The 17,968-nt window shown below is 70.8% G+C and carries 15 protein-coding genes; 13 read left to right on the forward strand and 2 right to left on the reverse strand.

Annotation, left to right across the window (positions count from 1 at the left end):
* Positions 1–85 precede the first annotated feature (85 nt).
* The gene (locus ACWF94_RS11185; protein WP_453487012.1) at positions 86–1,741 is read right to left on the reverse strand and encodes a hypothetical protein; all 1,656 of its coding nucleotides are present in this window, start codon (positions 1,739–1,741) and stop codon (positions 86–88) included.
* A 202-nt stretch (positions 1,742–1,943) separates the two neighbouring features.
* Positions 1,944–4,160 (reverse strand): elongation factor G-like protein EF-G2, encoded by a 2,217-nt coding sequence (locus ACWF94_RS11190; protein ID WP_453487015.1) that lies wholly within the window; start codon positions 4,158–4,160, stop codon positions 1,944–1,946.
* Positions 4,161–4,619: 459 nt separating this feature from the next.
* Here ACWF94_RS11190 and pgsA point away from each other — a divergent pair, with 459 nt between their 5' ends.
* The 13 genes from pgsA to secF all read left to right on the forward strand — a co-directional run.
* Positions 4,620–5,288 (forward strand): phosphatidylinositol phosphate synthase, encoded by a 669-nt coding sequence (pgsA, locus tag ACWF94_RS11195; protein WP_453487018.1) that lies wholly within the window; start codon positions 4,620–4,622, stop codon positions 5,286–5,288.
* Positions 5,289–5,290: 2 nt separating this feature from the next.
* Positions 5,291–6,298: a phosphatidylinositol mannoside acyltransferase gene (locus ACWF94_RS11200; protein ID WP_453487021.1), complete on the forward strand. Its 1,008-nt coding sequence runs from the start codon at positions 5,291–5,293 to the stop codon at positions 6,296–6,298.
* Positions 6,295–7,455, forward strand: coding sequence for a glycosyltransferase family 4 protein (locus ACWF94_RS11205; RefSeq protein WP_453487023.1), 1,161 nt, complete (start codon positions 6,295–6,297; stop codon positions 7,453–7,455). The genes ACWF94_RS11200 and ACWF94_RS11205 overlap by 4 nt, the downstream gene beginning before the upstream one ends.
* Positions 7,456–8,352: 897 nt before the next feature.
* Positions 8,353–8,898: a hypothetical protein gene (locus ACWF94_RS11210; protein WP_453487025.1), complete on the forward strand. Its 546-nt coding sequence runs from the start codon at positions 8,353–8,355 to the stop codon at positions 8,896–8,898.
* Positions 8,899–9,161: 263 nt separating this feature from the next.
* Entirely contained in the window at positions 9,162–10,079 is a 918-nt protein-coding gene (pdxS, locus tag ACWF94_RS11215; RefSeq protein WP_453487027.1) for a pyridoxal 5'-phosphate synthase lyase subunit PdxS, read from the forward strand.
* Entirely contained in the window at positions 10,079–10,669 is a 591-nt protein-coding gene (gene pdxT / locus ACWF94_RS11220) for a pyridoxal 5'-phosphate synthase glutaminase subunit PdxT (protein WP_453487029.1), read from the forward strand. The genes pdxS and pdxT overlap by 1 nt, the downstream gene beginning before the upstream one ends.
* Before the next feature lie 63 nt (positions 10,670–10,732).
* Positions 10,733–11,485, forward strand: a complete 753-nt coding sequence (locus ACWF94_RS11225) for a YebC/PmpR family DNA-binding transcriptional regulator (RefSeq protein WP_453487030.1) — start codon at positions 10,733–10,735, stop codon at positions 11,483–11,485.
* 177 nt (positions 11,486–11,662) lie between these two features.
* Positions 11,663–12,334: a crossover junction endodeoxyribonuclease RuvC gene (gene ruvC / locus ACWF94_RS11230; RefSeq protein ID WP_453487032.1), complete on the forward strand. Its 672-nt coding sequence runs from the start codon at positions 11,663–11,665 to the stop codon at positions 12,332–12,334.
* Positions 12,331–12,945 carry a Holliday junction branch migration protein RuvA gene (ruvA, locus tag ACWF94_RS11235; protein ID WP_453487034.1) on the forward strand — a complete coding sequence of 205 codons (615 nt, stop codon included), beginning with the start codon at positions 12,331–12,333 and terminating at the stop codon, positions 12,943–12,945. Before ruvC ends, ruvA begins: the two co-directional genes overlap by 4 nt.
* 251 nt (positions 12,946–13,196) lie before the next feature.
* Positions 13,197–14,288 carry a Holliday junction branch migration DNA helicase RuvB gene (gene ruvB, locus ACWF94_RS11240; protein ID WP_453487036.1) on the forward strand — a complete coding sequence of 364 codons (1,092 nt, stop codon included), beginning with the start codon at positions 13,197–13,199 and terminating at the stop codon, positions 14,286–14,288.
* A 164-nt stretch (positions 14,289–14,452) separates the two neighbouring features.
* Complete coding sequence (gene yajC / locus ACWF94_RS11245; RefSeq protein ID WP_453487038.1) at positions 14,453–14,968, forward strand: preprotein translocase subunit YajC; 516 nt, start codon at positions 14,453–14,455, stop codon at positions 14,966–14,968.
* 147 nt (positions 14,969–15,115) lie between these two features.
* A complete protein-coding gene (secD, locus tag ACWF94_RS11250) occupies positions 15,116–16,894 on the forward strand; it encodes a protein translocase subunit SecD (RefSeq protein ID WP_453487040.1) in 1,779 nt (592 codons plus the stop codon).
* Between the two features lies 1 nt (position 16,895).
* Positions 16,896–17,968: protein translocase subunit SecF (secF, locus tag ACWF94_RS11255; RefSeq protein ID WP_453487041.1), on the forward strand; the 1,073-nt coding region annotated here is incomplete at its 3' end.

Raw genomic sequence — 17,968 nt, forward strand, 5'->3', positions numbered from 1 at the left:
CCGTACGACCGTACGACCGTACGCAGACGAAAGGGCGGGGCCGCTCCGGCCCCGCCCATTCGCGTCGTACTGTGCTGTGCTCCGGTCAGGCGTCGTAGACGTCGGCCTTGCGGGGTGCCGGGTCCTGGATGACTCCGCTGACGGCCATCGAGCGGTTCCCGAAGCGCTCGGTGTCGACGCCGTTCTCCTCCAGCACCCTTATCGCCGCCGCGTGGGCCACCCGCAGCACGGGGGTGGCGGCGCGCATCGCGTCGTCCGCCATGAACCGGTGGCGCCAGGGCTTGTCCGCCCAGGCGTGGCGCAGCCCGAAGGGCTCGGGCAGCACCAGCTTGCCGCCGAGGAAGTCGAGCAGCGGCGGGTACCAGGTGAAGGGGGCCCGGACCGCGAGGCGTACCACCTCGGACGCCTCCACCAGGGGCAGGGTGCGGGTGCGGGTCTCCCAGAACCGGATGGTCTTGTTGACCGTGACGGTCTTGGGCGATGAGGCGGTGGTGAACAGTCCGTGGACCGGGCCGAGGGAGTGTCCGGTGACCTCGATGCGCAGGGTCTCGTGCAGCACGGTGACGGTGATCATCATGGTGATCACCAACTGGCCGTCCCACAGGGTGAACTGCACGCCCAGATAGTGGCGATTGCCGTCGCCGAACTGCTGGTGGTTGCAGATCCGCTGTATTTCATGGCCCTTGACCTGGAAGGTCTCCACGTCCTGGCCTTCGGGCCGGGAGACCGCTCCGGCGTTCTCGCCGACGGGGGAGACGATCCAGTGCTTGACCGACGGGGTGGGGAAGCCGCCCGAGTTCAGCGGGCCGCGCTCCAGCAGCTTCAGCTTGTCGTGGATCGCCCTTATGACGTCGAAGCTGCGGAACTGGTTGATCTCCTTGCCCGGCTCCCTGGAGACCAGATCCTCGGCGAGCTGCCAGCTGCCCCACCGGGTGCCCATGCCGAGTATCCCCTTGGGGCCGGCGTAGAAGACCACATTGGAGCGCTGTTCGGCGGTGAGTTTCTCCAGCCCCTGGCGCAGCTGTTCGCGGTTGGTCTCGCCGGGGTTGCCCGGCACCGCCTCGGGCACCTTGGCACCGACGCCGCCGCCCGAGAGCAGACCGTCCCAGCGGGCGCGCAGATCCTTGGCGGTGGCCTCGCAGACGCGCTGGGCGAGGAACCAGCCGACGACCGGGGCGACGATCATTCCGCGCAGGTAGTACCCCAGGAAGCCGGTGAACGGCAGCCGGATCAGGAAGATCACGGCGAGGCCGCCGATGGCGACCAGCAGCAGGGTGCCGAGCGCCCCCGCCCGCTTGTTCTGGGCGCCCGCGATGGTCCGCCGGAGCTGGAAGACCGCCATCCACAGCAGCAGTCCGGGCAGGAAGAGCAGCCCGAACACGGCCATGATGCCGGTCAGTCTGGAGTCGCGCTCCTTGCGGATACGGGTGGCGGCGAGGCAGTGCTCGACCACCGTCTGGGGCTCGGTGCCGAAGGACTGGATCAGCGCCGCCCGCGCCCCGCCCAGCATCCGCAGCTGCACGGCACGGGAGAACGCCTCGCCGAGATTCGGCTCGAAGAGGGAGACCTTGCCCTTGGTCACCTCGGACTTGTGCCACTCGCTGTTGGCCTTGAGGATGTCCGCCACCGGGCTGTCACGGTACGCGGCCGAGGCGAGCGCATGCGTCGCCGCGGTCTGTCCCGCCGAGCCCATGAGCGGGACCTGTGCTCCGGGACTGAAATCGAAACCGTCGCTCGTCACTTACCGCCCCCATCACCGCTCCGCGTCCGCTCTGCGGCCTGTTCCCGACGACCGCGCCCCGCACACATGCTGAACACATGCTGAGCTGGGCACCTCAGCGTATCGGGGCCACGTCGTCTTCGGCAGGGGACTTTGCCCCGGGAGCGGCGAATTGCCGCCCGCCCACCGGGAGATGGGCGGGCGGCTCGCTCGCGGCCATGCGCTACGAGCCGTTGCCGGACCGCTCCCTGACCTGGTCGGCGACCTGTGGCGGCATCGGTTCATGACGGGCGTACGAGCGGCTGAACTGGCCCGTACCGTGCGAGATGGAGCGCAGATCGACCGCGTACCGGCCGATCTCGATCTCCGGGACCTCGGCCCGTACAAGGGTGCGGGAACCGGCGGACTGCTCGGTTCCGACGACGCGGCCGCGCCGTCCGGAGAGATCGCTCATCACCGGGCCGACGTATTCGTCCGAAACCAGTACCCGGACTTCGGCCACCGGCTCCAGCAGATGGATACGGCTGTCCGCCGCGGCCTCGCGCAGGGCGAGCGCGCCCGCCGTCTGGAAGGCGGCGTCGGACGAGTCGACCGAATGGGCCTTTCCGTCGCGCAGCGTGACGCGGATGTCGACGAGGGGGTAGCCGGCCGCGACGCCCCGGGCCGCCTGGGCCCGTACGCCCTTCTCGACGGACGGGATGAACTGCCGGGGCACCGCGCCGCCCACGACCTTGTCGACGAACTCGACGCCGGAGCCCGGGGACAGCGGCTCGACCTCGATCTCGCAGATCGCGTACTGGCCGTGGCCGCCGGACTGCTTCACATGCCGCCCGCGCCCGGCCGACGGCTCGCCGAAGGTCTCGCGCAGCGACACCTTGTGGGGGACCACGTCGACCTGGACGCCGTAGCGGCTGCGCAGCCGCTCCAGGGCGACATCGGCATGGGCCTCGCCCAGACACCACAGGACGACCTGGTGGGTGGCCTGGTTCTGCTCCAGCCGCATGGTGGGGTCCTCGGCGACCAGCCGGGACAGACCCTGGGAGAGCCGGTCCTCGTCCGCCTTGCTGTGCGCCTGGATGGCCAGCGGCAGCAGGGGGTCGGGCATCGTCCACGGCCGCATCAGCAGCGGGTCGTCCTTGGCGGAGAGCGTGTCGCCGGTCTCCGCCCGGGTCAGTTTGGCGACGCAGGCGAGATCTCCGGCGAAGACATGCCCCAGAGGGCGCTGCTGTTTGCCGAAGGGGACGGAGAGGCCCCCGACGCGTTCGTCGGCCTCGCGGAGATCCTGCCCCTCATGTCCCCGGTCGGCGAGCCCGTGCCCGGAGACATGCACGGTCTCGTCGGGGCGCAGGGTGCCGGAGAAGACGCGGACGAGGGAGATCCGCCCGACATACGGGTCGGACGCGGTCTTGACGACCTCGGCGACCAGCGGTCCATCGGGGTCGCAGACGACCCGGGGCCGGGGTGCGCCCCCCGGGGTGGTGACGGTGGGGCACTCGGGCTCCAGCGGGGTGGGGAAGCCGCCGGTGATCAGCTCCAGCAGTTCGACCGTGCCCAGGCCCTGGCGGGCGCCCTCCGCCGCGGGGGCGGCGGCCAGGACCGGGTGGAAGATGCCCCGGGCGACGGCCTTCTCCAGATCCTCGATGAGGGTCTCGACGTCGATGTCGGCGCCGTCGAGATAGCGCTCCATCAGGCTCTCGTCCTCGCTCTCGGCGATGATCCCCTCGATCAGCCGGTTGCGGGCATCCTCGATCAGGGGCGCCTGCTCCGGGTCGGGCGGGGTCTCCTTGCGCTCGCCCGACGAGTAGTCGTAGATCTTCCGGGAGAGCAGCCCGACGAGTCCGGTGACGGGTGTGTGGCCGTCGGGGCCGGGGGTGCCGTACTGCGGCAGATACAGCGGCAGTACGGCGTCGGGGTCGTCGCGGCCGAAGATGCCCGAGCAGACCCGGGTCAGCTCCTCGTAGCCGGTGCGCGCGGTCTCCAGATGCGTGACGACGATCGCCCGGGGCATCCCGACCGCCGCGCACTCCTCCCACACCATGCGGGTCGCGCCCGCGACCGCCTCGGGCTCCTGGGCTGCCGACACCACGAAAAGGGCCGCGTCCGCGGCTCGCAGACCGGCCCTCAGCTCCCCGACGAAGTCGGCGTATCCGGGGGTGTCCAGCAGATTGATCTTGCACCCGCCCCATTCGACGGGGACCAGGGACAGCTGTACGGAACGTTGCTGACGGTGCTCGATCTCGTCGTAGTCGGAGATCGTCGCGCCGTCCTCGACCCGGCCGGCCCGGTTCACCGCCCCGGCGGTGAGGGCGAGGGCCTCGATCAAGGTGGTCTTTCCCGATCCGCTGTGGCCGACCAGCACCACGTTCCGTACCGATGAGGGCCGGTCGGCCGTTGTAGCCCTGCCGGCGGCTCCGGGGTGTGCGTTCGCCTTGACGCCCATGATTCTTGCCTCCCGATCGATCGCTCGATTGCACGGTGAGGAGATGGGGCCGCGGGCGCGGGAAACCATGGGTGACCATGGATATGGCCTCGTACGGAGCCACGGAGGGACTCGGGACCGGCGTCCAGGGGCAGCTCCGGCGATGCCCGCAGTCGTCTTTCGAGCTTTCCACTCCGGCCGGTGCGCGTCCATACGTCGCGCGGACCGCGCGGGGCCGGGGGGCCCGGGGGCTCGCCCGCCCCCGCGCCGCGCCGCCGGGCGTCGCACCAGTCGCCCGCCGGGCCGCGCCGTGCGCGCTGAGTGACGGGTCCTGCCCCCGGGTGACCGCGACCTCGGTACGACGGCCCCGCTCCGTGACGGTCCGCGACGGGTCCCGGCGGTGGAGTGTGCCGGTCCTGGCTACGATGGGCCAGCCGGTGGCCACGAGGGCCATACGGCCCACCGAACCCCGGGAAGGCCATGCTGAACAAGTACGCGCGTGCATTCTTCACGCGTGTCCTCACGCCGTTCGCCGCATTTCTGCTCCGCCGTGGAGTGAGCCCCGACGCGGTCACTCTCATCGGCACGGCCGGGGTGATGGCGGGCGCGCTGGTCTTCTTCCCCCGGGGAGAGTTCTTCTGGGGCACGATCGTCATCACCCTGTTCGTCTTCTCGGACCTCGTCGACGGGAACATGGCACGCCAGGCGGGCATTTCGAGCCGGTGGGGGGCGTTCCTGGACTCCACGCTCGACCGGGTCGCCGACAGCGCGATCTTCGCCGGCTTCGCGCTCTGGTACGCGGGCCGGGGCGACGACAATGTGCTGTGCGCCGTGTCGATCTTCTGTCTGGCGAGCGGCCAGGTCGTCTCGTACACCAAGGCGCGCGGTGAGGCGATCGGTCTTCCGGTCGCCGTCAACGGCCTGGTGGAACGGGCCGAGCGGCTGGTGATCTCCCTCGTCGCGGCGGGACTCGCCGGACTGGGGGCCTTCGGGGTGCCCGGTATCGAGGTGCTGCTGCCGATCGCGCTGTGGATCGTCGCCGCGGGCAGCGCGGTGACCCTGGGACAGCGGGTGGTGACCGTCCGCCGGGAGTCCGCCGAGGCCGACGCGGCCACGCCCGCCCAGGGGAGCGGGGCCGAGGCGAAGTGACCATGCGCGACCGCCTCACCGACGGGCTGTACGGACTGGGCTGGGGCGCCGTCAAACGGCTGCCGGAGCCGGTCGCCGCCTCCCTCGGCCGCACCATCGCGGATGCCGCGTGGAAGCGGCGCGGCAAGGGGGTGCTGCGGCTGGAGTCCAATCTCGCCCGGGTCGTGCCCGACGCGGGCCCCGAGCGCCTCGCCGAGCTGTCGAAGGCCGGGATGCGCTCGTACATGCGGTACTGGATGGAGTCCTTCCGGCTGCCGACCTGGAGCGCGGACCGGGTCCGCGCCCAGGTGCGCATCCAGGACTCCCATTATCTGACCGACGGCATCGCCGCAGGACGCGGCGTGATCATCGCGCTGCCGCACCTGGCCAACTGGGACCTCGCGGGCGTCTGGGTGACCCGGACCCTGGGCGTCCCCTTCACCACGGTCGCCGAGCGGCTGAAGCCGGAGTCGCTGTACGACCGGTTCGTGGCCTACCGCGAGAGCCTCGGTATGGAGGTGCTGCCCCACGCGGGCGGCGCGGCCTTCGGCACCCTGGCGCGGCGGCTGCGCGCGGGCGGTCTGGTGTGCCTGGTCGCCGACCGCGATCTGTCGGAGTCGGGCGTCGAGGTGAAGTACTTCGGCGAGACGGCCCGGATGCCCGCGGGACCGGCGCTGCTGGCCCAGCAGACCGGCGCGCTGCTGCTGCCCGTCACCCTCTGGTACGGCAGGGCACCCACGATGCACGGCCGGATCCATCCACCCGTCGAGGTGCCCGGGTCAGGTACCCGGGCCGAGAAGACGTCCTCCATGACACAGGCCCTGGCGGACGCCTACGCCACCGGCATCGCCGAGCACCCGGAGGACTGGCACATGCTCCAGCGGCTGTGGCTCGCGGATCTGGAACCCCGGAGCACCCTGGAGCCGGAACCCCGGAGCACCCTGGAGCCGGAGCGCCTCGCCGGTGGGGATGCGCGGCCCCGCACCGACGAAGATCCGGAGCAGCGCTCCGGTGGGGAGGGCCGGACGTGAAGATCGGCATCGTCTGCCCGTACTCCTGGGACGTACCGGGCGGGGTCCAGTTCCACATCAGAGATCTCGCGGACCATCTGATCCGCCTCGGCCACGATGTCTCCGTACTCGCCCCCGCCGACGACGAGACCCCGCTGCCGCCGTATGTCGTCTCGGCGGGCCGTGCCGTGCCCGTCCCGTACAACGGCTCCGTCGCCCGGCTGAACTTCGGCTTCCTCTCCGCCGCGCGGGTACGGCGCTGGCTGCACGACGGCACCTTCGACGTCATCCACATCCATGAGCCGACCTCGCCCTCGCTGGGGCTGCTGACCTGCTGGGCGGCCCAGGGGCCGATCGTGGCGACCTTCCACACCTCGAACCCGCGCTCCCGCGCGATGATCGCCGCGTATCCGATCCTCCAGCCCGCGCTGGAGAAGATCAGCGCGCGGATCGCGGTCAGCGAGTACGCCCGGCGCACGCTCGTCGAGCATCTCGGCGGTGACGCGGTCGTCATCCCGAACGGGGTCGACGTCGGCTTCTTCGAGAAGGCCGAGCCGAAGGCGGAGTGGCAGGGCGACACGATCGGCTTCCTGGGCCGTATCGACGAGCCCCGCAAGGGCCTGCCCGTGCTGATGAAGGCCCTCCCCGAGATCCTCGCCGCCCGCCCCGGGACCCGGCTGCTGGTCGCCGGCCGTGGCGACGAGCAGGAAGCGGTGGCCTCGCTGCCCAGGGAGATGCGCGCCGGCGTCGAATTCCTCGGCATGATCAGCGACGAGGACAAGGCGCGGCTGCTGCGCAGTGTCGATGTGTACGTCGCGCCCAACACCGGCGGCGAGAGCTTCGGCATCATCCTCGTCGAGGCGATGTCCGCCGGGGCGCCGGTACTGGCGAGCGACCTCGACGCCTTCGCCCAGGTCCTCGACCAGGGGTCCGCCGGTGAACTCTTCGCCAACGAGGACGCGGCGGCACTGGCGGCGGCGGCGATCCGGCTCCTGGGGGACCCGGTACGGCGCGAGGAACTGCGGGTGCGGGGCAGCGCGCACGTCCGGCGCTTCGACTGGTCGACGGTCGGCGCGGACATCCTCGCGGTGTACGAGACGGTGACCGACGGGGCCGCCTCGGTGGCCGCGGACGAACGCCCCGGCCTCCGAGCCCGCCTCGGCCTCGCCCGCAACTGACCCCCACCGCGGGCCTGCTCCCTCGCCACCCGCCCGCCCGCCGACTGCCCTCCGGCCCGCTCCAGCGCCTCCGCCGGAGGGCCCGCCCGCCCTGCGGACGCTGTCCTCGAACTCCCCCAGACTTCGTCCGGGGACCCCAGCGGATCGGAATACCTGACGGGCCGGAACTCCGGACACACCGGAATTGACACCCCATCAGCCCCACCCGGCGCCCGGGGCGCAACCACCGGCGGCGTGAGGTTTCGGGGCGAGTGGGACACGGCGGCTGAGCGAGTCACGTCCCGTGGGTGGCCCTCTGACAGTTGAGAGTGCGGGGGCTGGTGAAAACAAACCCTTAGGTGATCAAGGTGTGAGTGCCGGTCAAGCAAACCCAGGGCTGGTGAAACAAGCCCTCGGGGCGATCGAGGTGTCAGGGCTGGTCGAGCAATGCCTCTGACTCCGTCGAGGTGTAAGGGCCGGTCACCCCCCAGCACTTGAGGTGCGAAGGGACGTAAATCAACCCCCCGGTACTTGAGGCGCGAAGGGAAGCAAATCAAGCCCCTCCTGGGGGCACCTCCCAGGCGGAGCCCTGGGGGAGATTGAGGAGCTGGGGGTCCCCCACGCCGCAAGGCGTAGGGGGCGGTCTGGGGCAGAGCCCCAGCGGGTGCCCGCGCCGGGCCGGGCGGGGCGGGTCGTGGGGTGTCGCCCCGGCTCCAGGGACCTGAGCGGGCCCGGGGCACACGGTCTGGGGCAGGCCGCCAGGCGGCACAAGCGCAAGGCCGGCACGGGCAGCCCAGGTACAGGACCGGGCGGCCCAGGTGCCAGGCAGGACCGGGCACCAGGGCAGGACCGGGCGGCCCAGGTGACCGGCCACATCGCAGCCACCGCGCCAAGCCCCCGCAGGTAGCCTTGCTCGCCGTGACCGCAACCCTCATCTGGCTCCTCGTCGCTCTCCTCGCCATCGGCCTCTACCTCAGCTGGACCGCCGGCCGCCTCGACCGCCTCCACACCCGTATCGACGCCGCCCGCGCCGCCCTCGACGCCCAACTCCTGCGCCGCGCCTCGGTCACCCAGGAACTGGCCACCTCGGGAGTGCTCGACCCCGCCGCGTCGATCGTGCTGTACGAGGCCGCCCACGCCGCCCGCCAGGCGGAGGAGGAGCAGCGCGAGGTCGCCGAGAGCGAGTTGAGCGCCGCGCTGCGGGCGGTGTTCGAGGAGGCGGCACAGATCGAGGAGGTACGTGAGGTGCCCGGCGGCGAGGACGCCGCGGTCGAGCTGGCGCAGGCCGTGCGCCGGGTCCCGATGGCCCGGCGGTTCCACAACGACGCGGTGCGCGCCGCGCGCGCCCTGCGCCGCCACCGCAAGGTCCGCTGGTTCCGGCTGGCGGGCCACGCCCCCTTCCCGCTGGCCTTCGAGATGGACGACGAGCCCCCGACGGCCCTGGCCGACCGCCCGGGTACGTGAGGCCGGGGCCGCCGGCCCGGATGGCAGCCCCCGGACGGCCTGGCCCCCCACCCGCCACGGTTCGACCCGCCACGGTCCATGAGCGAGCCCCCGCCACCGAACGGATCACTCACCCCATCCCGTCCCCCTCACCAGCCAAAACGATCCACCGCCTGTTCATTGGCCCTTGCACTGGACTGATCCTCGGATGTTCCATCGATGACGCACCGCACCGTCGGACGCAAGCATCCCCGCCGTTCCCGTCATCCCCAGTGAGGCCATCCGTGTCCAGCACGCTCTCCGCCCAGCCCACCGACACTCCCGCCACCGGCACCGCCCGCGTCAAGCGCGGTATGGCCGAGCAGCTCAAGGGCGGCGTCATCATGGACGTCGTCGACGCAGAGCAGGCGAAGATCGCCGAAGACTCGGGCGCGGTGGCCGTCATGGCCCTGGAGCGGGTCCCCGCCGACATCCGCAAGGACGGCGGCGTGGCCAGGATGTCCGACCCGAACATGATCGAGGAGATCATCGACGCGGTCTCCATCCCCGTCATGGCCAAGTCCCGGATCGGCCACTTCGTCGAGGCCCAGGTGCTCCAGTCCCTCGGCGTCGACTACATCGACGAGTCCGAGGTGCTGACCCCGGCCGACGAGGTCAACCACTCCGACAAGTGGGCCTTCACCACCCCGTTCGTCTGTGGTGCCACCAATCTGGGCGAGGCCCTGCGCCGGATCGGCGAGGGCGCGGCCATGATCCGTTCCAAGGGCGAGGCCGGCACGGGCAATGTCGTGGAGGCCGTCCGTCATCTGCGCCAGATCAAGAACGAGATCGCCAGGCTGCGCGGCTTCGACAACAACGAGCTGTACGCCGCCGCGAAGGAACTGCGCGCCCCCTACGAGGTGGTCAAGGAGGTCGCCGAACTGGGCAAGCTGCCGGTGGTCCTCTTCTCGGCCGGTGGCGTGGCCACCCCCGCCGATGCCGCGCTGATGCGCCAGCTCGGCGCCGAGGGCGTCTTCGTCGGCTCGGGCATCTTCAAGTCGGGCGACCCGGCCAAGCGCGCCGCCGCCATCGTGAAGGCCACCACCTTCTACGACGACCCCAAGATCATCGCGGACGCCTCCCGCAACCTGGGCGAGGCCATGGTCGGCATCAACTGCGACACCCTCCCCGAGGCCGAGCGCTACGCCAACCGGGGCTGGTGATGACCGCTCCCGTTGTCGGTGTCCTCGCCCTTCAGGGCGATGTACGGGAGCACCTGACCGCCCTGGCCGACGCGGACGCCGATGCCAGGCCGGTCAGGCGGCCCGGGGAACTGGCCGGGATCGACGGCCTGGTCGTCCCCGGCGGCGAGTCGACCACCATGTCCAAGCTGGCCAACCTCTTCGGGCTGATGGAGCCCCTGAGGGAGCGGGTGCGCGCCGGGATGCCCGTCTACGGCAGCTGCGCCGGGCTGATCATGCTGGCCGACAAGATCCTGGACCCCCGGTCCCAGCAGGAGACGATCGGCGGGATCGACATGATCGTGCGCCGTAACGCCTTCGGCCGGCAGAACGAGTCGTTCGAGGCGGCCGTCGACCTCAAGGGCGTCCCCGGCGGCCCGGTGGAGGGCGTCTTCATCCGCGCCCCCTGGGTGGAATCGGTCGGTGCCGAGGTCGAGATCCTCGCGGAGTACGGCGGCCATGTCGTCGCCGTACGACAGGGCAACGCGCTGGCGACCTCCTTCCATCCGGAGCTGACCGGAGACCACCGGGTGCACGGTCTCTTTGTAGACATGGTGCGCGCGGTCCGGTGACGTGATCCCGGTAGGATCGCTGCCGAACGCAGCAGCAGTGGGTAACGCGAAGGAGACAGGCAGATGTCCGGCCACTCTAAATGGGCTACGACGAAGCACAAGAAGGCCGTGATCGATGCCAAGCGCGGCAAGCTCTTCGCGAAGCTGATCAAGAACATCGAGGTCGCGGCCCGCACCGGTGGCGCCGACATCGATGGAAACCCGACCCTCTTCGACGCCATCCAGAAGGCGAAGAAACAGTCGGTGCCCAACAAGAACATCGACTCCGCGGTCAAGCGCGGCGCGGGCCTTGAGGCCGGTGGCGCCGACTACGAGACGATCATGTACGAGGGCTACGGTCCGAACGGTGTCGCCGTGCTCATCGAGTGCCTCACCGACAACCGCAACCGCGCGGCCTCCGACGTCCGGGTCGCCATGACCCGTAACGGCGGCTCGATGGCGGACCCCGGCTCGGTCTCGTATCTCTTCAACCGCAAGGGCGTGGTGATCGTCCCCAAGGGCGAACTGACCGAGGACGACGTCCTGGGAGCGGTCCTGGAAGCGGGGGCGGAGGACGTCAACGACCTCGGTGAGTCCTTCGAGGTGCTGAGCGAGGCCACCGACCTCGTCGCGGTGCGCACCGCGCTCCAGACCGAGGGCATCGACTACGACTCCGCCGAGGCCAACTTCGTGCCGACCATGCAGGTCGAGCTGGACGAGGACGGCGCCCGCAAGATCTTCAAGCTGATCGACGCGCTGGAGGACAGCGACGACGTCCAGAACGTCTTCGCCAACTTCGACGTCTCCGACGAGGTCATGGAGAAGGTCGACGCCTGACCCGCACTCAGGGCGCGGCGGTGCCGCGGCGCGAGGACGCGCGGACACGAAGACACGCGGACACGAGGACGCAGGGATATGACGGGCCGACGGGAGAAACTCCCGCCGGCCCGTTTCGCGTGCGTTGTCAGTGCGAGCGGATAGCCTGCACAAACAGATGAACGAAGGAGGGGCGGCGTGCGTGTGCTCGGGGTGGACCCAGGGCTGACCCGGTGTGGCGTCGGGGTGGTCGACGGCGTCGCGGGACGCCCGCTGACCATGCTCGGCGTAGGCGTCGTCCGCACTCCCGCCGATGCCGATCTGGGTGTCCGGCTGGTCGCCATCGAGCGGGGCATCGAGCAGTGGCTGGACGAGCACCGCCCCGAGTGCGTCGCCGTGGAGCGGGTCTTCAGCCAGCACAATGTGCGTACGGTGATGGGCACCGCACAGGCCAGCGCGGTCGCCATGCTCTGCGCGTCCCGCCGGGGCATCCCGGTCGTCCTGCACACCCCGAGCGAGGTCAAGGCCGCCGTCACCGGCAGCGGCCGGGCCGACAAGGCGCAGGTCGGCGCGATGGTGACCCGGCTGCTGCGGCTCGACGCCCCGCCCAAGCCGGCCGACGCGGCGGACGCCCTCGCGCTCGCGATCTGCCATATCTGGCGTGCCCCCGCGCAGAACCGCCTCCAGCAGGCCGTCGCCCGGCAGGTGTCCGCCCGGCCCCCGGCCGGCGCGGAGGCGCCCGCACCGCGCGCGCCTGCCCGACCCGCGTCCGCATCGCACCCACCCGGCCGACCCGCGCCTGCTCAACCCGAGTCCGCGCCACCCGCGCCCGCACCGCGCTCATCCGCACCGAAAGGCCGTACCGCATGATCGCCTTTGTGAGCGGCCCGGTCGCCGCCCTCGCCCCCACCACCGCGGTCATCGAGGTCGGCGGTGTCGGCATGGCCGTCCAGTGCACTCCGAACACCCTCTCCGAGCTGCGCATCGGCCAGCCGGCCCGGCTCGCCACCTCCCTGGTCGTCCGGGAGGACTCGCTCACGCTCTACGGCTTCGCGGACGACGACGAGCGCCAGGTCTTCGAGCTGCTCCAGACCGCCAGTGGCGTCGGCCCCCGGCTGGCACAGGCCATGCTCGCCGTGCACACCCCCGACGCGCTGCGCATCGCCGTCACGACCGGCGACGAGAAGGCGCTCACCGCCGTCCCCGGTATCGGCAAGAAGGGCGCGCAGAAGCTCCTCCTCGAACTGAAAGACCGCCTCGGCGAGCCCATCGGGTCGTACGGGGCACGCCAGGGCATCGGTACCGCCGTCACCTCCTCGTGGCGCGATCAGCTCCATGCCGCGCTGATCGGCCTCGGCTACGCCACCCGCGAGGCCGACGAGGCGGTGGCCGTGGTCACCCCCCAGGCCGAGGCGTCCGACAGTCCCCAGGTGGGCGTCCTGCTCAAGGCGGCGCTCCAGAGCCTGAACCGTACGAGATGAGACAGCATCCCCGCCCCGCACCGCCGCCCGGCCACCCGGGCGCCCCGGCCCGCCGCCGCTGCGAGACGCGCCGACCGTCGGCGCCCCCGTACCGGCGAAGACCGCCCCGGAGCATCCGCGCGGCTCGGTCCACGCCGAGGACGACCGTGCCGCAGGGCCGTGGAGACAGATGGGACCGACGCACGCTCCGCCCAGCCCGACGCAGTCACCCCCGCGGCCCCGCCGCGCCGACCACATGAGGCACACACGCAGTGAACTGGGACGACAGCACCCCCACCGCGGCCGACGACACCCTGCCCCCGGCCGGCGGGCGGCTCGTCGGCGCGTCCGCCGACGGTGAGGACCAGGCCGTCGAGGCGGCGCTGCGGCCGAAGACGCTGGGCGAGTTCGTGGGCCAGGAGCGGGTCCGCGAGCAGCTCGACCTTGTCCTGAAGGCCGCCCTGGCCCGCGGCGCGACCGCCGACCATGTCCTGCTCTCGGGCGCCCCCGGACTCGGCAAGACGACCCTCTCCATGATCATCGCGGCGGAGATGCAGGCGCCCATCCGCATCACATCGGGCCCCGCCATCCAGCACGCGGGAGATCTCGCCGCCATTCTCTCCTCCCTCCAGGAGGGCGAGGTTCTCTTCCTCGACGAGATCCACCGGATGTCCCGGCCCGCCGAGGAGACGCTCTATATGGCCATGGAGGACTTCCGGGTCGATGTGATCGTCGGCAAGGGCCCCGGCGCCACCGCCATCCCGCTGGAGCTGCCCCACTTCACCCTGGTCGGGGCCACCACCCGCGCCGGACTGCTGCCGCCGCCGCTGCGCGACCGCTTCGGCTTCACCGCGCACATGGAGTTCTACGACCCCGCCGAGCTGGAGCGCGTCCTCCACCGCTCCGCCCAGCTGCTCGACCTGGAGATCGAGGCCGACGGTGCCGCCGAGATCGCCGGCCGCTCCCGCGGCACGCCCCGGATCGCCAACCGGCTGCTGCGCCGCGTCCGGGACTACGCCCAGATCAAGGCGGACGGAGTGATCACCCGCGAGGTGGCCGCCGCCGCCCTCGCGGTCTACGAGGTCGACGAGCGGGGCCTCGACCGGCTGGACCGCGCGGTGCTCCGGGCGCTGCTGAAACTGTTCGGCGGCGGCCCGGTGGGGCTGTCGACGCTCGCGGTGGCCGTGGGGGAGGAGCGCGAGACCGTCGAGGAGGTCGCCGAGCCCTTCCTCGTACGGGAGGGGCTGCTGGCCCGTACCCCGCGCGGGCGCATCGCCACGCCCGCCGCCTGGTCCCATCTCGGACTGCTGCCGCCGCGGCAGGCCCCGGGCGCAAGCGGACAACCGGGTCTGTTCGGGGCGTGACGGCGCGGAGACTCCCCGGGCAGGAACCACAGTGCGATGCTGGGCGTTGTTCCATCGATGCGGACTCGCTTAGACTCCGCCGATGCCGCCCTTCCAGGTCGGCGTGCCCACCCCCGTAGATAGGCCGCCTCATCGACGCGGTCGTGTGAAGGAAGTTTCTTCCCGTGAGTCTCGTGACCCTCCTCCCCTTCATCGTGCTCATCGGGGCCATGTTCCTGATGACCCGGTCCGCCAAGAAGAAGCAGCAGAAGGCCGCGCAGATGCGCGACTCGATGCAGCCAGGCACCGGTGTCCGGACCATCGGGGGCATGTATGCCACCGTCAAGGAGATCCACGACGACACCGTGATCCTTGAGGTTGCCCCCGCCGTCCACGCCGTCTATGCGAAGAACGCCATCGGCGCGGTCCTCGACGACGCGGAGTACAACCGCATCGTGCACGGCGACGACCCCGCCGATGAGGACGCGGTCGTCAGCCCGGCCGTGAATCCGGTCGTACCGGATGACGCCTCCTCGCTCACCGATGCCGCCGGCGACGCCGACGCCACCAAGATCGACCTCGGCAAGAAGCCCGAGGCCGCCGCGGCGGACGACGCCGGGACGAAGGACTCCGGAACGAAGGACGCCGATGCCGCGGAGGCAGCGGAGTCAAAGGACAGCAAGACCGACGGCGAGAAGTAGCCATTTTCGGGGACCGCGACGGCACCGACCCGTGCCCGGCGGTCCCCTGGTCGTGTTGACTTCTGCGGGGGCAGGTCCCCACAACACTTCGTGGCCGCCCTGGCGCGTACCCGGCGTGAGGGCGGTTGGACAGGGAGAAACGAGAAGGTGGCAGCACCTAAGAGGGGCCGCAGGCCCGCCGGGGCTCAGGGGAGGCCGGGGCGCACCCTGGTCCTCATCCTGATCGCCTTGGTCGCGCTGACCGGAGGCATGTTCGCATCCGGGCACACCACGCCGCGCCTGGGCATCGACCTCGCGGGCGGTACGACGATCACGCTCAAGGCCGAGGCGGAGCCCGGCAAGGAAAGCGCGGTCAATGAGACCAATATGAACACAGCGGTCGGAATCATCGAACGCCGGGTCAATGGTCTCGGTGTCTCGGAGGCCGAGGTCCAGACCCAGGGCCGCGAGAACATCATCGTGAACATCCCCAAGGGGACCGACTCCGAGCAGGCCCGTAAGCAGGTGGGCACCACCGCCCAGCTCTACTTCCGGCCCGTGCTGACCGTCGCCGCGGGTGGGACGACCCCGCAGACCACCCCCACCCCCACCCCCAGCTCCTCGGCGAGCGGCAAGCCGGACAAGGCCACGGACGGCGACAAGGCCGACAAGGGCGACAAGGGCGACAAGGAAAAGGCGACCGCGCCGAGCAGCAGTGCCACCACCCAGGGCCGTGCGGTCACCGACGCGCTGAAGGCCCCCACGCCGACGCCGTCCGCGACCGGCTCCCAGCAGCCGAAGCCCACGGACCCCCCGAAGCCGAACCCGAGCGAGTCCGCAGCGGCGGCGGCGCTGGAGAAGCGGTTCGCCGCGCTGAACTGCCTGGACGCGAAGTCCCGTGCGGCGGCCGGCGACAGCGCCAAGCCCGAGGAACCCACGGTCGCCTGCGGCAAGAACAGCGGCGGCGTCTGGGAGAAGTACGTCCTCGGCCCGGCCGAGGTCGACGGCAAGGACGTCGACGACGCCAAGGGCCAGCTCGACCAGCAGCGCGGCATCTGGATCGTCACGATGGACTTCACCAGCGGTGGCTCCAAGAAGTTCCAGAAGATCACCAGCAAGCTGTCGAAGCAGCAGTCCCCGCAGAACCAGTTCGCGATCGTCCTCGACGGCGAGGTCGTCTCCGCCCCGCAGGTCAACCAGACCCTCAGCGCCAACGCCGAGATCTCCGGAGACTTCGACCAGCAGTCGGCGCAGGACCTGGGCAACATCCTGTCGTACGGCGCGCTGCCGCTGACCTTCGAGGAGCAGAGCGTCACCACGGTGAGCGCCGCGCTCGGCGGTGAGCAGCTGAAGGCCGGTCTCATCGCGGGCGCCATCGGCCTCGTCCTGGTCGTCATCTATCTGCTGGCGTACTACCGCGGCCTCGCCCTGATCGCCATCGCGAGCCTCCTGGTCTCCGCGGCCCTGACGTACAGCCTGATGGCTCTGCTCGGCCCGGCCATCGGCTTCGCGCTGAACCTGCCGGCGGTCTGTGGCGCGATCGTCGCCATCGGTATCACGGCGGACTCGTTCATCGTGTACTTCGAACGCATCCGGGACGAGATCCGGGAGGGCCGTACGCTGCGCCCCGCCGTCCAGCGTGGCTGGCCGCGCGCCCGGCGCACCATCCTGGTCTCCGACTTCGTCTCGTTCCTCGCCGCCGCCGTGCTCTTCCTCGTCACCGTCGGCAAGGTCCAGGGCTTCGCGTTCACGCTCGGTCTCACCACCCTGCTCGATGTGGTCGTGGTCTTCTTCTTCACCAAGCCGGTGATGACCCTCGTCGCCCGGACGAAGTTCTTCGGGAGCGGTCACCCCTGGTCCGGACTCGACCCCACGCGACTGGGCGCCAAACCCCCGCTGCGCCGCTCGCGCCGCGTCTCCGCCCCCACCGACCCGAAGGAGGCGTGAGATGTCGCGTCTCGGCAGCATCGGCGCCAGGCTCTACCGCGGCGAGATCGGCTACGACTTCGTCGCCAAGCGGAAGTTCTGGTACGCGGTCTCGATCCTGATCACCATCACGGCCATCGTCGGCCTGGCGGTGCGGGGTCTGAACATGGGCATCGAGTTCAAGGGCGGTGCCGTCTTCACCACTCCAAAGACCAGTGTCTCGGTCACTCACGCCAAGGAGTACGCGGAGGAGGCGTCCGGCCACGACGCGATCGTCCAGAAGCTCGGCAACGGCACCATGCGCATCCAGGTCAGCGATCTGGACACGGCGGCGGCCACCAAGGTCCAGAACGAGCTGGCCCGGGACATGGACATCCCCGCCGACAAGATCGCGGCCGAGCTGGTCGGCCCGAGCTGGGGTGAGCAGATCGCCAACAAGGCATGGACCGGCCTGGGGATCTTCATGGTCCTGGTGGTGATCTATCTGGCGATCGCCTTCGAGTGGCGCATGGCGCTCGCCGCGCTCATCGCGCTGATCCATGACCTCACCATCACGGTCGGGGTGTACGCGCTCGTCGGCTTCGAGGTCACCCCGGGCACGGTGATCGGTCTGCTGACCATCCTCGGCTACTCGCTCTATGACACGGTCGTCGTGTTCGACGGTCTCAAGGAGGGCGCCGTCGGGATCACCAAACAGACCCGGTGGACCTACAGCGAGATCGCCAACCGCAGCCTCAACGCCACCCTGGTGCGCTCCATCAACACCACCATCGTCGCGCTGCTGCCGGTCGCCGGTCTGCTCTTCATCGGCGGCGGTTTCCTCGGCGCGGGCATGCTGAACGACATCTCGCTGTCGCTGTTCGTCGGCCTCGCGGCCGGTGCCTACTCCTCGATCTTCATCGCCACCCCGCTGGTCGCCGACTTCAAGGAGCGCGACCCGCAGATGAAGGCGCTGAAGAAGCGGGTGCTCGCCAAGCGCGCCGCTGCCGCCGCCAGAGGGGAAAAGCAGGACGACGGTGACGCCGGGGACTCCGATGACAGCGACGGACTCCAGGACGCCGTGCCCGGCGATGTCGCTCCCGCCGGGGCCCCGGG

The sequence above is a fragment of the Streptomyces sp. NPDC055078 genome, from assembly GCF_053607985.1.

Excerpts from the sequence above, each read along its gene's own strand:
- ACWF94_RS11200 (WP_453487021.1), top strand. The coding sequence starts at position 5,291 with ATGCGCGACCGCCTCACCGACGGGCTGTACGGACTGGGCTGGGGCGCC.
- pdxT (WP_453487029.1), top strand. The coding sequence starts at position 10,079 with ATGACCGCTCCCGTTGTCGGTGTCCTCGCCCTTCAGGGCGATGTACGG.
- ACWF94_RS11190 (WP_453487015.1), bottom strand. The coding sequence starts at position 4,160 with ATGGGCGTCAAGGCGAACGCACACCCCGGAGCCGCCGGCAGGGCTACA.
- ruvA (WP_453487034.1), top strand. The coding sequence starts at position 12,331 with ATGATCGCCTTTGTGAGCGGCCCGGTCGCCGCCCTCGCCCCCACCACC.
- ACWF94_RS11225 (WP_453487030.1), top strand. The coding sequence starts at position 10,733 with ATGTCCGGCCACTCTAAATGGGCTACGACGAAGCACAAGAAGGCCGTG.
- pgsA (WP_453487018.1), top strand. The coding sequence starts at position 4,620 with ATGCTGAACAAGTACGCGCGTGCATTCTTCACGCGTGTCCTCACGCCG.